This window comes from Stenotrophomonas genospecies 5, from assembly GCF_054473825.1.
Map to the genome: position 1 here is coordinate 261,791 of NZ_JBTMUW010000002.1, position 14,319 is coordinate 276,109.

The window sequence follows — 14,319 nt, forward strand, 5'->3', positions numbered from 1 at the left end:
GTCAGGGTGGACTGCCGGCTCCGCTGGAATGTCCTCCCTCCCGGAAAGTCGCAACGGCAGCATCTAAACCCTCCTGCTGCCTGCTGCATCCCATCCGCACATCCCGCCGGGAATAACCCATGTTCCGCCCATCGCTCCCCCTTCTGCTCCTGCTGCTTGCTGCTCTGCCCCTCTCGCCGGCGTCAGCCAGCCCGGAGCCGGCGAACGAACAGGCTCGCCGCCTGATCCGCCAGACATTGCAGGACGAGCGCATTCCAGGCCTGCAGATCGCAGTGGTCAAGGGCGGCCAGGTCGTGCTGTCCGAAGCGTTCGGCTTGGCCAACGTGGAAAACGGCGTGCCCGCCACACGCAGCACGCGATTCCCGTTGAACTCCGCCACCAAGGCCTTTACCGGCGTCGCCGCCGCACAGCTGGCACAGCAGGGCCGGCTGGATCTGGAAGCACCGCTGTCGCGCTATCTGGATGCACTTCCGGCCGCCTGGCAGACCGTGCGCGTACGTCAGCTGCTGGCCCACACCTCCGGCCTGCCGGACATCCTTGACGAGCGCGGGCTGCTGGGCGGAGGCACCGAGGCACAGGCCTGGCAGGCCGTGACCGCACAGCCGATGGATGCAGCACCTGGCCAGCGTTTCGCCTACAACCAGACCAACTATCTGCTCCTGGCGCGGATCATCGCGCGGCAGTCGGGCGTGCCCTACGACCGCTTCCTGGCCAGCCGGCAGTTCGGCGCCGCCGGCATGGAACGCACCACCTTCGGCGACAGTTACGACCTGATCCCCGACGCCGCCACGATGTACAGCCTGGCCCCGCGCGCGACCGAAGCCGCCGATACTCCGCCACGGCTGTCGCACTGGTTCTACGACGTGCCGCCCAGCCTGTGGTCCGGCGGCGGCATCCTTACCACCGCCGATGACACCGCGCGCTGGCTGGTCGCACTGCTGGACGGGCGACTGCTGCGCGAGGACGGGCGCACACGGATGTGGACCGCCGAGCCGCTGGCCGATGGCAGGGCGGGCCCGTGGTCTGCCGGCTGGCCGGTACTGCAGGGTGCGCCGGACCGCCAGGTCGCCGGCATCGGTGGCGCGCGCTCGGCCTTCATCGTCTACCCTGACCGCGGCATCGCCGTGGTGGTGCTCACCAACCTGGTCGGCGCCAACCCGCAGCGCTTCATTCCGCGCATCGCCGATCTGTATGCGCCCCCGGTCAGCCCCGCGGGCCGCCCATCACCGGCAGGATCACCCCGCTGATGTAGCTGGCGCAGGCCGGTGACGCCAGGAACACATAGGCCGGAGACAGCTCCTCCGGCTGTGCCGGGCGCCCCATGTCACTGTCCTTGCCGAACTCGGCCACGTCGGGGGCCTGCTTGTCCGCAGGATTGAGCGGCGTCCACACCGGGCCGGGGGCCACGCAGTTGACCCGGATGCCACGCGGCAGCAGCTGGCTGGCCAAGGCTTTGGTGAAAGCGTGGATCGCTCCCTTGGTCGCCGAATAGTCGATCAGCGCCTTGCTGCCGAAGAGGCCGGTTTCCGAACCCGTGTTGATGATGCTGGCGCCCTCGCCCAGGTGTGGCAGCACGGCCCGTGCCATCTGCACGTAGCCGCCGATATTGGTCTGCAGCGTCTCCTGCAGATGCTCGTCCTCCAGGTCCTCCAGGCGCTCGCAGTGCAGCTGGAAGGCGGCGTTGTTGACCAGGATGTCGACGCCCCCGAAGGCCTTGGCGACCTGCTTCACCGCCTTGTTGCAGAAACGCGGATCGCGCACGTCGCCCGCAATCACCACGCAGCGTCCGCCCTCGCTCTCCACATGCTGGCGGGTGATCTCGGCATCCTCGGCCTCATCAAGGTGCAGCACCGCCACGTCCGCCCCCTCGCGCGCGAACAGGACAGCGACGGCGCGTCCGATCCCGGAATCGCCGCCGGTGACGATCGCGCGCATGCCCTGCAGCTTGCCGCTGCCGACGTAGTCCGGTGCGAGGAAGCGCGGGGCCAGGTCCAGTTCGTGCTCATGTCCCGGCTTGGCCAGGTGCTGGGCGGGCAGGCTCTCCGGCTGGCGTCGCGTGCCCGCCTGGGTCGCCTTCTTCCTGGTCGCCTTCTTCGCCGCACGCGCATCCTTGGCCTTTTCCTGGTCCTGCAGGCGTCGCTGCCGGGCCGCAACCCGGGCGGCACGTGGATCGCCGGCGGCGGCCTTGCGGGTCGCCGTCTTCACCACGCGGGGGCGTTCGGCCGCTGCTGCAGTGCTGCCCTCGGCAGCTGCCTTCGTACCCTTGCGCACTTTGGGCGACGCCTTGCGGCGGGCGGGAACCTTCTTGCTCGTAGCCATGCGGTCTCCTTCAGGTGTGGGGAATCGGGTGGGTTCAGGCGCGATCGGCCACGCCCTGCACGCCGGCATGGCCAGCGCAGTGCGCACAGCAGAAGATCTGCCCGTTGCCTTCGACGCCGTGGCCGATCACGGTGCAGTTGCAGTGCGCACAGCGTGGCGCGAAGGCGTGGATCGCGCATTCGAACGAGTCGAACGTGCCGCTGCGCCCGCCCTGCTGCAGGGTGAAACTCTTGTCGTAGTCGTTGCCGCATACATCACAGGTGGCCATGTCATACCTCCGTGGCGTGCCAGTACATGCAGTGTGGCCATCGCCGCTGTCGGCGACGGTGAATACACCGTGTCCCGCATGTGCACGCCGTTCATGCCGCCACCACGCCGCGCGCGGCACGCTGGCGTCCTCATCACCATGGAGCAGGATCATGATCCGCGCATTCAGCGTAGCCGCACTGACCTTTGCCGTCGCCGCATGCAGCAGCACGCCAGTCGCACAGGTTCAACCGATCGACGGCGTGATCTCCGGCCAGTGCCACAGCGACATGGTGCGCGGCGCCGTCGGTCTGGCAGCGTCGGCGGCCACCGTTGAACGTGCACGCGTGGACAGCGACAGCCTGCACGTGCAGGTGCTGCGCCACGACGGTCCGCGTGTTCCGCCCGCCAGCGAAGGCGGTGATCGCCTGACCATCGAGAAGGGACGCACCAACAACATCACGGCGATCTATTGCGGCTGAGCCGGCTATTGCGGCTGAGCCGGCGTGCCCGCCGCAGTACACGCAACGTGGCCTGTTCCCACTGCCGCGGGCCGCGTAGGCCCGCCAGCGCGGTGAGTTCGCCACGCTCCCAGCCGGCGAACACACAGGGATCGATATATGCCCTGCGGCACACCGCAGGGGTGTTGCCCAGACGCGCGGCAACCTGGCAGACCACCTCGCGCTGTGCTGCGGCCAGTGCGCGCTGGCTGGCGGGCTCGGGCAGCGCGGTGGCAGCCAGTGCCTGCACCGCCGCCACCGTGCCGCCCCAGGTACGGAAATCCTTGGCGGTGAAGTCCTCACCCATCACGTCGCGCAGGTACTCGTTCACTGCGCCGGAATCGACCGGCTGCACCTGGCCATCATCGTCGCGGTACTGGAACAACGACTGCCCCGGCAGCTGCTGCAACCGTCGCACCATCTGGCCCAGGCGGCGGTCGCCCACTGTCACCTCCTGCAGTTGGCCGGACTTGCCCCGGAACCGCATGCGTACCCGCCCGCCGCGAAGCAGCTCGAGGTGGCGGTTGCGCAGGGTGGTCAGCCCGAACGAGCGGTTCTCGCGGGCGTAGGTCTCATTGCCGATCCGTACCAGCGTATCGGCCAGCAGCGCCACCACCACGGCCAGCACCTTGGTCCGCGGAAATCCGGACTGCCGGAGATCGCGTGCCAGCCGCCGCCGCAGCGTGGGCAGTGCCTCGCCGAACGCAATGATCCGATCGAACTTGCCGGCATCGCGCACCTTCGCCCAGTCGGCGTGATAGCGGTACTGCTTGCGGCCACGCGCATCGCGGCCGGTCGCCTGCAGGTGGCCGTTGGCGTGCGCGCAGATCCATACCGCGGTGTAAGCCGGGGGGATGGCCAATGCGCGGATACGCTGCAGCGTCACCGCATCGCGCACTGCGTGGCCGTCAGCATCACGGTAACGGAAGCCTTTGCCTGCACGCAGCCGGGTGAAGCCCGGTTGGGTGTCATCAACGTAGCGCAGGCCGGCCGCGCGCGCCGCCGCGCGCTCGGGTGTGGGGGACGTGGGCATGGCAGCAGTGTGGCGATCGACATGACGCGGCCGCGTCAATAACGCAAGACAAACACGTGAGGATGGGTTCGCGGCTATGCTCCGGCTTTCACAGTCCCTTCCGGAGTCATGATGTCGTTCCCGATTCGCGCCCGTTCGCTCTCCGCCCTGCTGCTGCCGGCCGTGCTGGCCTTGTCCGCCTGCCAGGCGCCGGCGCTGGATGAACAGGATTCGGCCACGGCCCACGCCCAGCAGGCCGCCGAAGCTGCCAAGGCACCGGCCGATGAAGCCGGCAAGGCCACCGAGGCACCGCCGGTGGGCACCTGCGACGCCAGCCAGGTGCAGAGCCTGGTCGGCCAGGCCTACACCGATGCGCTGGGCAAGCAGGCCCAGGAAGATGCCGGTGCTCAGCAGGTGCGCGTGCTGCACCCCAGTGACGCGACCACGATGGAGTTCCTGGGCGACCGGCTGAACATCGAAGTGGACGCCAAGGACGTGGTCAGCGGCGTCCGCTGCGGCTGATCCCGGCCCGCGCCGGCGGATCACCGCCGGCGCTTTCCGTTGCACCTGCAACCGTGTATTGCGGCGCTGCAGCAACCTGTGCTTTATTCGAGGCATCCGGTGGCCTCACGATGCGCTCCAGGGATTGGGCGGGCTTGAGTGTCCCCGCTCATTTCATTCCGCATCGAGGTAGAGATGGCCCCCCGCAACCGCCAAGGGCTTTACGACCCGCGCTCCGAGCGCGATGCCTGTGGATTCGGCATGGTCGCGCAGCTCGACGACCAGCCGTCGCGCCTGCTGGTGGATACCGCCATCGCCGCGCTTTCGCGGATGACCCATCGCGGCGGCGTCGCCGCTGACGGGCTCACCGGTGATGGCTGCGGGCTGCTGCTGCGTCGCCCCGATGCATTCCTGAAACTGCTGGCCAGCGAAGCCGGCATCACCGTGGCCGCCCGCTTCGCGGCGGGCCTGGTGTTCCTTCCGCACGACGCCGACGCCGCGCAGGCCTGCCGGACGCAGCTGCAGGTGCAGCTTGAAGCGGTGGGCTGCCGCGTGGCGGGCTGGCGCGAGGTTCCCATCGACGACAGTGTCTGCGGCCAGCTCGCGCGCGATACGCTGCCGCGCATCGAGCAGGTGTTCGTCGATGCCGGTGTCGGCCAGGACGGCACCGGCTTCGCCCTGGCGCTGTACCTCGCACGCCGTCGCAGCGAACAGCAGCTGCGCGACCATGGCGATTTCTACGTCACCACGCTCACCCCGGATGCAATCAGCTACAAGGGCATGGTCCTGCCGGACAAGCTCAGCCGCTTCTATCCGGACCTGCAGCGGCGCGAGCTGGCCTCCAGCGCGATCGTGTTCCACCAGCGCTTCTCCACCAACACGCTGCCGCGCTGGCCGCTGGCGCATCCGTTCCGCCTGCTCGCGCACAACGGCGAGATCAACACCATCGAGGGCAACCGTCGCTGGGCGCAGGCGCGCAGCAAGGTGTGGAAGACACCGCGCTTCGACATCGCCGAGTTCGATCCGGTGATCTCCATGCATGGTTCGGACTCGCAGAGCCTGGACAACATGCTGGAACTGATGGTCGCCGGCGGCATGGAATTGATCCAGGCGCTGCGCATCCTGGTGCCACCGGCGACGCAGTCGCTGGAGTTCAAGGATCCGGATCTGGCCGCGTTCTACGAGTTCCATGGCCTCAACAGCGAGCCCTGGGACGGCCCGGCCGGCATCGTCGCCTGCGACAGCCGCTATGCGGTGTGTACGCTGGACCGCAACGGCCTGCGCCCGGCGCGCTGGATGCTGACCGCCGACCGCCACTTCCTGGTCGCCTCCGAAGCGGGCGTGTGGGAAGTGCCGACCGAGCGCGTGGTACGCAAGGGCAAGCTCGGCCCCGGTGAAATGGTGGCCATCGACCTCAAGCGCGGCGACCTGCTCGATTCGGACGCGGTGGACCGCATCAACCGCGGCCGCGCACCGTACAAGCAGTGGCTGCAGCAGGGCGTGACCTACCTGCAGACCGAACTGATCGATCCTTCGCTGGTGGAGGAGCCCTTCGACGAGGGCACCCTGCGCAGTTACCACAAGCTGTACCAGCTCAGCAGCGAGGAGGTGGAGCAGGTGCTGCGGCCGCTGGCCGAGACCGAGCAGGAAGCCACCGGCTCGATGGGCGATGACACGCCGATGGCGGTACTGAGCCAGCGCAGCCGGCCGCTGTACGACTATTTCCGGCAGGCATTCGCGCAGGTCACCAATCCGCCGATCGATCCGCTGCGCGAAGACTGCGCCATGTCCCTGTCCACCCAGCTCGGCAAGGAGACCAACATCTTCCATGCCGGCCCGGAGACGGTGAACCACGTCATCCTCAACTCGCCGGTATTGAGCCAACGCAAGCTGCGCCAGCTGCTGAAGATGGACCAGTACCTGCAGGCCAACCGCCTGCTCGACCTGTCCTACAGCGAGGAAGAAGGGCTGCGCAACGGCATCGAGCGCATCTGTGCGGAGGCCGAACGCGCCGCACGCGAAGGCATGGTGATGCTGCTGCTGTCCGACCGCTATCCGGTGGCCGGGCGACCGATGGTGCACGCCCTGCTGGCCACCAGTGCGGTGCATCATCACCTCTCGCGGCTGGGGCTGCGCTGCGACGTCAACCTGATCGTCGAGACCGGCACTGCGCGCGACCCGCACCATATGGCCTGCCTGCTCGGCTTCGGGGCCACCGCGGTGTACCCGTATCTTGCCTACCAGACCTTGTTCGACCTCGGCCGGCGCGGCATCCTCAAGCTCAGCAAGGGCGGTGAGCAGTCGCAGATCGGCCGCCGCTACCGCAAGGGCGTCTACAAGGGCCTGTCGAAAATCATCTCGAAGATGGGCATCTGTACCGTGGCCAGCTACCGCGGCGCGCAGCTGTTCGAGATCATCGGCCTGGAGCCGGAAGTGGTCGCGCTGTGCTTCCCCGACACCGCCTCGCGCATCGGCGGCGCCGGCTTCGCGCGGCTGGATGCCGATGCGCGCGAACTGTGCGCGCAGGCCTGGGATGCACAGCAGGATGTCGATGTCGGCGGCCTGCTGAAGTACGTGCACGGCGGCGAGTACCACATGTACAACCCGGACGTGGTCACCACCCTGCAGCGCGCGGCGCGCAGTGGTGATGCCCGCGCCTGGCAGCAGTACTGCGATGCCGTGCATGCCCGGCCGCCATCGGCGTTGCGTGACCTGCTGCAGCTGGTGCCGGCGCCGACACCCACGCCGCTGGACGAGGTGGCGCCGGCCAGCGAACTGTTCCCGCGCTTCGACACCGCCGCGATCAGCCTCGGCGCGCTGTCGCCGGAAGCGCATGAGGCGCTGGCCATCGCGATGAACCGCCTCGGCGGCCGCAGCAATTCCGGCGAAGGTGGCGAAGACCCGGCCCGCTACGGCACCCCACGGCGCAGCAAGATCAAGCAGGTGGCGTCGGGTCGCTTCGGTGTCACCGCCGAGTATCTGGTCAATGCCGAGGTGCTGCAGATCAAGGTCGCGCAGGGCGCCAAGCCCGGCGAAGGCGGCCAGCTGCCGGGGCACAAGGTCAACGAGCTGATCGCCCGCCTGCGCTACGCGCGGCCGGGCATCGGCCTGATCTCGCCGCCACCGCACCACGACATCTATTCCATCGAGGACCTGGCGCAGCTCATCTACGATCTCAAGCAGGTCAACCCGACCGCGCTGGTATCGGTGAAGCTGGTCAGCCATGCCGGCGTCGGCACCATCGCCGCCGGCGTGGTCAAGGCCGGCGCGGACCTGATCACCATCTCCGGCCACGACGGCGGCACCGGTGCCTCGCCGGTCAGCTCGATCCGCTACGCCGGTGTGCCGTGGGAACTGGGCGTGGCCGAAGCGCACCAGGCGCTGCTGGCCAACGACCTGCGCGGGCGCACCCTGCTGCAGACCGATGGTGGCCTGAAGACCGGCCTGGACGTGGTCAAGGCCGCGCTGCTGGGTGCGGACAGCTTCGGCTTCGGCACCGCGCCGATGATCGTGCTGGGCTGCAAGTACCTGCGCATCTGCCACCTCAACAACTGCGCCACCGGCGTGGCCACCCAGGACGAACGCCTGCGCGAGAACCACTTCACCGGCCAGCCCGAGCGCGTGGAGAATTTCTTCCGCCTGCTGGCCGAGGAAGTGCGTGGCTGGCTGTCGTACCTGGGCGCGCGTTCGCTGGAGGAGATCGTCGGCCGCACCGACCTGCTGCGGCAGATCGAGGCCGCACCGCGCGACGGCGTGCGCGTGGACCTGTCGCGCCTGCTGGCAGATGCGCGCTACGAAGGCAGCCACTGCGCGGCGCAGCGGCTGTACGAATCGCCGGACAGCCTGGCCACGCAGATGGATGGCCTGCTGGCGGACGCGATCGAACAGCGCAGGGGGGGCGAACATCGCTTCCTGATCCACAACACCGACCGCAGCATCGGCACCCGCCTGGCCGGCGCGGTGGCGCGCGCGCACGGCAACCAGGGCATGGCCGACGCCCCCCTGGAGCTGCGCTTCCGTGGCAGCGCCGGACAGAGCTTCGGCGCCTTCAATGTCGGCGGCCTGCATCTGGAAGTGGAGGGCGAAGCCAACGACTACGTCGGCAAAGGCATGGCCGGCGGCCGCCTGGTGGTACGTCCGCCGCGCGGCGCGCGGTTCGAGGCGCGCAGCACTGCGATCATCGGCAACACCTGCCTGTATGGCGCCACCGGTGGCGAGCTGTTCGCCGCCGGACGTGCCGGCGAGCGCTTCGCGGTCCGCAATTCCGGTGCGCTCGCGGTCGTGGAAGGCGCCGGCGATCACTGCTGCGAGTACATGACCGACGGCGTGGTGCTGGTGCTGGGCAAGGTCGGCCTGAACTTCGGTGCCGGCTTCACCGGGGGGTTGGCCTACGTGCTGGATGTGGACCGCGACTTCGTGGACCGTTACAACCACGAGCTGATCGACATCCATCGCGTGTCCGCCGAAGGCTTCGAGAACTACCGCCAGCACCTGCACCGCCTGATCGGCCGCCATCGCGAACTGACCGGCAGCATCTGGGCGCAGCAGATCCTGGACGAGTTCCGCGATTACATCGGCAAGTTCTGGCTGGTCAAACCGAAGGCCGCCAGCATCGAATCGCTGACCGAGACCCTTCGACGCGCGGCGTAAGCGCCTCCGGCGCGCCGCCCGCAACCGGCGCGCGCCTGCTCCCTCACCGCAGTAGTGCCGGCCTCTGGCCGGCCATCGAAATCACAGAGCCCGCCATGAGCCGCAAGCACGCCTTCCAGTTCCTCGATCTGCCCCGCACCATGCCGCAGCGCATTCCGGTTGAACTGCGCACCTCCGGCGACTGGGGCGAGCTGTACGGAAAGTTCGGCAAGGAGGATGCGCAGTACCAGGCCGGGCGCTGCCTGGACTGCGGCAACCCTTACTGCAGCTGGAAATGCCCGGTACACAACGCCATTCCACAGTGGCTGCAGCTGGTGCAGGAGAACCGCATCCACGAGGCCGCCACGCTGTGCCACAGCACCAACCCGCTGCCGGAAGTGTGCGGCCGGGTCTGCCCGCAGGATCGCCTGTGCGAAGGCAGCTGCACCCTTGAGGAATTCGGTGCGGTGACCATCGGCGCGGTGGAGAAGTACATCGTCGATACCGCACTCGCCAGTGGCTGGCGTCCGGACCTGGGTGCCGTGCAGCCCACCGGCCACAGCGTGGCGGTGATCGGTGCCGGTCCGGCGGGTCTGGCCTGTGCCGATCGCCTGGCCCGGGCCGGCATCACCGCCGTGGTGTACGACCGCTACGAGCAGATCGGCGGCCTGCTGCAGTTCGGCATCCCCAGCTTCAAGCTGGACAAGGACGTCATCCATCGTCGCCGCGAGGTGCTCGAAGGGATGGGCGTGCAGTTCCGCCTGGGCGTGGAGATCGGCCGCGACATCAGCGTGCAGCAGCTGCTGGACAGCCACGACGCGGTGTTCGTCGGCACCGGGGCCTACCGCTACACCGACGGCGGCCTGCCGGGCCAGGACCTGAAGGGGGTGCTGCCGGCCCTGCCGTTCCTGGTGCAGAACAGCCGCATCGTCGGCGGCGATGACCCGCAGGGTCGACCGATCGCCGGCTGGGAGGACCAGATCGCACTGCCCGACCTCAACGGCAAGCGCGTGGTCGTGCTCGGCGGCGGCGACACCGGCATGGACTGCGTGCGCAGCGCGGTGCGGCTGGGCGCAGCCAAGGTCACCTGCGCGTACCGTCGCGACGAGGCCAACATGCCCGGCAGCGCGCGTGAAGTCGCCAATGCGCGCGAGGAAGGCGTGCGCTTCCTGTTCAACCGGCAGCCGCTGTCGATCGAGGCCGGCGCCGACGACGAAGCGATCGGCGTGACCGTGGTTGAAACCCGGTTGGGTGAGGCCGATGCCCAGGGACGCCGCAACGCGGTGCCGATCGAGGGCAGCGAGTCGCTGCTGGAGGCGGACGTGGTCATCATCGCCTTCGGTTTCGCGCCGAGCGTTCCGGCCTGGCTGGCCGAACACGGTGTGCAGGGCCAGGCGAACGGTCGCATCGTTGCCGGCGGCAAGGACCGGCTGCCCTTCCAGACCGCGCATCCGCGCCTGTTCGCCGGCGGTGATGCGGTACGCGGCGCCGACCTGGTGGTAACCGCTGTGGCTGAAGGCCGCGACGCCGCCGCCAGCATCGTCCGTCTACTGTCCAACTGAGCCGGGTTCCATTGCCGGCAGTACGTCGGCCAGCGTCGCGCGCAACCCCTGGGTGTCGACCGGCTTGGCCAGGAACCGGTCGATGCCGGCGGCACGACAGGCCTCGCGCGTGCTCTCCAGCACGCTGGCCGTCAGCGCGATGATCGGCACCCGTGCACGCGAAGGGCAGGGGTCTTCGCGGATCGCACGCGCCAGCGCGAACCCGTCCATGCCGGGCATGTGGCAATCGGTAACGACAACATCGAAGCCCTGCGCCCGCCATGCCGCCAGCGCCTGCAGGCCATCGGCAGTGGCGTGCACCTGCAGGCCCAGCTCGCGCAGCCGCTGCACCAGCAGTTGCAGGTTGGTCGGGTGGTCCTCGGCCACCAGCACCCGTGCCGCAGGCAGTCGCGCGACCACCTCGGCCATGGCCGGCACCGCCTCCAGTGGCGCCAGGCAGCTGGCGAACTCCAGGTCGAACCAGATGCGCGTGCCCTTGCCCGGCGAGCTTTGCAGCTGCAGCTCGCCGCCCATCGAGGCCACCAGGTCCCGGCAGATGGCCAGGCCCAGGCCGCTGCCGCCGAACCGGCGCCCCGTCGACGGCTCGGCCTGGATGTAATCGGCGAACACGGCCTGCTGCCGCTCGGGACTGATGCCTACGCCACTGTCGCTCACCTGCAGGCGCAGGCATTGTCCTGCCGCCTGCGTCCGCAGCACCCGCAGCCGCAGTTCCACACCTCCGTGCAGGGTGAACTTCAGTGCGTTGCCCACCAGGTTGAACAGGACCTGGCGCACGCGCAGGCCATCGGCCAGCAGCCACCGCTGCAGCGCAGGATCAAGCACGCACCGCAGGTGCAACGCACGGCTGGCCGCCATCGGTGCCAGCAGCTGCTGCACGGCCGTGGCCAGCGCACCCATGTCGGTGGCACGCAGCTGCAACGGCAGCGCCTGCAACCGATGACTGTCGAGCACATCATCGAGAATCTGCCGCAGCATCTGCGCGGCCACATCGACGGTGGACAGGACCTGCCGCTGGCACGGGTCCAGGGGGCTGTCCGCCAGGCATTCGAGCATGCCCAGCAGCGTGCTCATCGGTGTGCGGATCTGGTGGCTCATGGTGGCCAGGAAGTGCGTCTTCGCCGCTGCAGTCTCTTCGGCCTGATGGCGTGCCCCGGCCAGGGCACGGGTGCGTGCCTGCGCCTGGCTGACGTCCATCCAGTAGCCACTCCACTCGATGTCGTCGCTCTCGCCCGGCAACGGCCTGCCATGCGAACGGATCCAGCGCCAGCCATGGGGACCCAGCGTGCGGAAGGTGATGTCGATCGGCGCACGGGCCCGCGCTGCGGCTTCCAGATGATCCAGCACCGGCTTGCGATCGTCGACATGCACCGCCGCCATGAGCCGGCGATGGTCCAGCCGCACACTGTCCAGACTCATGCCGAACAGCGACTGCACGTCGCCGGCGACCAGCGGCAGGCTGTAGTCGCCCTCGCCGCTGCGGCGCGCCCGGTAGACCACCGCAGGCAGGTTGGCGGTCACTTCCTGCAGTCGCTGTTCCAGCGCGCGGCGCTGGCTGCTTTCGCGATGCAGCCTCCAGTAGCCGAAGGCATACACCAGGATCAGCGCCAGCGCGACCAGCAGCACCGGCACCAGCCAGCGCAACGGCGACCGTGCGGGCGGCGCGCGTGCTCCGCTGGGCGCCCACGTCGCACGGAGCGCGTCGCGCTGCGCGTCGTCCAGTTCCTGCAGCACGGTGTCGAAGGCGGCGACGGTGGCCGCACAGGCCGGCGCAGCCGCCAGCACCCAGGCATCATCGAAGCCGGCCGGCGCGGCGATCACCAGGGCATCGCTGCCGGGCGTGCGCAATGCGGCTTCCACTTCGGCCAACGTGGCAACTACCGCGTCGACCTGGCCGATGGCCAGCAGCTGCAGCGCATGATCGAGCGCGTCGACCTGCAGCAGCCATGCGCCCGACGCCTGCTCACGCAGGTGGGCCGCCAGTGGCACCGTGTCGAGGCTGGCGACGCGGCGGCCGCGCAGACCGCCCAGTCCCTGCAGTGGCGTGTCGTTGCGACGGCGCACGATCACCTGTGACAGCTGCAGGTAGGGCCTGCTCACGACCCAGCCGTCGGGCACCTGCTCGCGCGGCCATCCCAGCACGGCCTGGGTACCGGCCGGCAGCGCCCCGACCGCGCCGGCCGCGGCGGGAAGCGGATGTGGACGCAGCGCGATCTGCTCGCCCAGCCGCCGCAGGTAGTCGGCAACCAGGCCGCCGGGCTGGCCCTGCGCGCTGAAGGACAGTGGCGGGCGGTCACTGGGCCAGGCCACGGCCAGGGGCATGTCGCACCCGTCGGCCCGCGTGATCATGGGCCACAGCAACAGGGCAGGCAGCACGATGCGGGGTCGCAGCCACGGGCAGGAGCGTGCAATGGATGCGGCCGCAGGGCCGGCGGCATTCACGATGAGCATCCTCGAATCGCAGGCGGAGACGACGGCCGCGCAGCGGTACCGCTCTGCCTGCCACGCTAGCGACGCACGGCACAGCAACAATGAGGAAAGTTGCAAAGCGCGCAGAATTGGCCGTTCACGACATAAACTGCCGCTTCCACCAGCCCACGGAGCGTTCGATGCGTATCGGCCTGGCCGCCAACCGGCTCCACCACCAGGATGCGCGCGCCGCCCTGTTCCGCTGGCTGCGTGCCTGCGAACCGGGCCTGCGCGAACTGGGCATCACGCTGCACGCTGTCGGCCGCACCCATGATGCGATTGGGCGCCACGGCTTCCTCGACGGCTATGCCGGCCTCCATCGCTATCCCTACGGCCGCGAGGGCGGGCTGATGAAGCTGGTCGCCGAGGTGGTCGGCATGGGCCCGCAGCGCACGCTCGACGGTGCCATCTATCTGATCGATCCGGTCGATCCGTCCTCGGTGTTTCCCGAAGCGACCGCGCTCAAGCGGCAGTGCGTGATCCACGGCAAACCTTTCATTTCCACGGTCGCCACCGCACGCGACTGGATCGAGGTGGAGCGCGTGCACGCCGGCCTGCAGGCCGACGCCGGTGCCGACGATCTGCATGCCTTCGGTACCCAGACCCTGGCACTGATCGCGCACGATGCGATGAAGCCGGCGATGCTCGCCTTCGCCGACGAGCACTTCGACGTGCTGGCACGCTTCGGCGAGCGGGTGGCGACCGGGACCACCGGTCAGCGCCTCAACGAGCTGGCATGGAGCCGCGGCTGGCCCAGCGACACGCCCTGGGTGACGCGCTACCAGAGCGGGCCGATGGGCGGCGATGCGCAGATCGCCGACCGCGTGCTGGAGGGCCGTTGCCAGCGCGCCATCTTCTTCGAGGACCCGCACGTGGCACGCCAGCACGAGGCAGACATCCAGCTGCTGGAACGCGCGGTGACCACGGTGACCGACCAGGCGGTGTGCATCACGGCTCCGGTGGTGGCGGCGCGCTGGGCGACGGCTGCCGCCCGGCGCGCTGGGTCACAGCGCTGACCACCTGCGCAGCTGCGCCGGGCGCGCATCGATCGGCATGACCGCCGCACCCGTGGGAGAGGGTGCCG

At 69.2% G+C, this 14,319-nt stretch carries 10 protein-coding genes; 6 read left to right on the top strand and 4 right to left on the bottom strand.

Annotated elements, in window-relative coordinates; all coding sequences use genetic code 11:
• Window positions 1-149 precede the first annotated feature (149 nt).
• Window positions 150-1,247: a serine hydrolase domain-containing protein gene (locus ACX9OW_RS16385; RefSeq protein ID WP_459062603.1), complete on the top strand. Its 1,098-nt coding sequence runs from the start codon at window positions 150-152 to the stop codon at window positions 1,245-1,247.
• Here the strand turns inward: ACX9OW_RS16385 and ACX9OW_RS16390 are convergent.
• Both ACX9OW_RS16390 and ACX9OW_RS16395 read right to left on the bottom strand, forming a co-directional pair.
• Complete coding sequence (locus tag ACX9OW_RS16390) at window positions 1,204-2,319, bottom strand: SDR family oxidoreductase (RefSeq protein WP_459062566.1); 1,116 nt, start codon at window positions 2,317-2,319, stop codon at window positions 1,204-1,206. The genes ACX9OW_RS16385 and ACX9OW_RS16390 overlap by 44 nt on opposite strands.
• A 34-nt stretch (window positions 2,320-2,353) precedes the next feature.
• The gene (locus tag ACX9OW_RS16395) at window positions 2,354-2,587 is read right to left on the bottom strand and encodes a hypothetical protein (RefSeq protein ID WP_053516095.1); all 234 of its coding nucleotides are present in this window, start codon (window positions 2,585-2,587) and stop codon (window positions 2,354-2,356) included.
• A gap of 151 nt (window positions 2,588-2,738) precedes the next feature.
• Between ACX9OW_RS16395 and ACX9OW_RS16400 the strand changes: the two genes are divergently transcribed.
• Window positions 2,739-3,047: a hypothetical protein gene (locus ACX9OW_RS16400; protein WP_053515980.1), complete on the top strand. Its 309-nt coding sequence runs from the start codon at window positions 2,739-2,741 to the stop codon at window positions 3,045-3,047.
• On the opposite strand, the gene ACX9OW_RS16405 is transcribed toward ACX9OW_RS16400, so the two are convergent.
• Window positions 3,025-4,098, bottom strand: coding sequence for a DNA topoisomerase IB (locus ACX9OW_RS16405; RefSeq protein ID WP_459062567.1), 1,074 nt, complete (start codon window positions 4,096-4,098; stop codon window positions 3,025-3,027). The two genes, ACX9OW_RS16400 and ACX9OW_RS16405, sit on opposite strands and share 23 nt — an antisense overlap.
• 111 nt (window positions 4,099-4,209) lie before the next feature.
• Here ACX9OW_RS16405 and ACX9OW_RS16410 point away from each other — a divergent pair, with 111 nt between their 5' ends.
• From ACX9OW_RS16410 to ACX9OW_RS16420, 3 genes are all read left to right on the top strand, one after another.
• Complete coding sequence (locus ACX9OW_RS16410; protein WP_459062568.1) at window positions 4,210-4,599, top strand: I78 family peptidase inhibitor; 390 nt, start codon at window positions 4,210-4,212, stop codon at window positions 4,597-4,599.
• 174 nt (window positions 4,600-4,773) lie between these two features.
• A complete protein-coding gene (gltB, locus tag ACX9OW_RS16415; RefSeq protein ID WP_128987663.1) occupies window positions 4,774-9,228 on the top strand; it encodes a glutamate synthase large subunit in 4,455 nt (1,484 codons plus the stop codon).
• A gap of 95 nt (window positions 9,229-9,323) precedes the next feature.
• Window positions 9,324-10,769, top strand: a complete 1,446-nt coding sequence (locus ACX9OW_RS16420; RefSeq protein WP_065182099.1) for an FAD-dependent oxidoreductase — start codon at window positions 9,324-9,326, stop codon at window positions 10,767-10,769.
• Here the strand turns inward: ACX9OW_RS16420 and ACX9OW_RS16425 are convergent.
• The gene (locus ACX9OW_RS16425; protein WP_459062569.1) at window positions 10,755-13,217 is read right to left on the bottom strand and encodes an ATP-binding protein; all 2,463 of its coding nucleotides are present in this window, start codon (window positions 13,215-13,217) and stop codon (window positions 10,755-10,757) included. The two genes, ACX9OW_RS16420 and ACX9OW_RS16425, sit on opposite strands and share 15 nt — an antisense overlap.
• 158 nt (window positions 13,218-13,375) lie before the next feature.
• On the opposite strand from ACX9OW_RS16425, the gene ACX9OW_RS16430 reads away from it, so the two are divergent.
• A complete protein-coding gene (locus ACX9OW_RS16430) occupies window positions 13,376-14,251 on the top strand; it encodes a methylglyoxal synthase (RefSeq protein WP_065174107.1) in 876 nt (291 codons plus the stop codon).
• The last annotated feature ends 68 nt before the right edge of the window (window positions 14,252-14,319 follow it).

Excerpts from the sequence above, each read along its gene's own strand:
- ACX9OW_RS16420 (WP_065182099.1), top strand. The coding sequence starts at position 9,324 with ATGAGCCGCAAGCACGCCTTCCAGTTCCTCGATCTGCCCCGCACCATG.
- ACX9OW_RS16400 (WP_053515980.1), top strand. The coding sequence starts at position 2,739 with ATGATCCGCGCATTCAGCGTAGCCGCACTGACCTTTGCCGTCGCCGCA.
- ACX9OW_RS16395 (WP_053516095.1), bottom strand. The coding sequence starts at position 2,587 with ATGGCCACCTGTGATGTATGCGGCAACGACTACGACAAGAGTTTCACC.
- ACX9OW_RS16430 (WP_065174107.1), top strand. The coding sequence starts at position 13,376 with ATGCGTATCGGCCTGGCCGCCAACCGGCTCCACCACCAGGATGCGCGC.
- ACX9OW_RS16405 (WP_459062567.1), bottom strand. The coding sequence starts at position 4,098 with ATGCCCACGTCCCCCACACCCGAGCGCGCGGCGGCGCGCGCGGCCGGC.
- ACX9OW_RS16410 (WP_459062568.1), top strand. The coding sequence starts at position 4,210 with ATGTCGTTCCCGATTCGCGCCCGTTCGCTCTCCGCCCTGCTGCTGCCG.
- gltB (WP_128987663.1), top strand. The coding sequence starts at position 4,774 with ATGGCCCCCCGCAACCGCCAAGGGCTTTACGACCCGCGCTCCGAGCGC.
- ACX9OW_RS16425 (WP_459062569.1), bottom strand. The coding sequence starts at position 13,217 with ATGCTCATCGTGAATGCCGCCGGCCCTGCGGCCGCATCCATTGCACGC.
- ACX9OW_RS16390 (WP_459062566.1), bottom strand. The coding sequence starts at position 2,319 with ATGGCTACGAGCAAGAAGGTTCCCGCCCGCCGCAAGGCGTCGCCCAAA.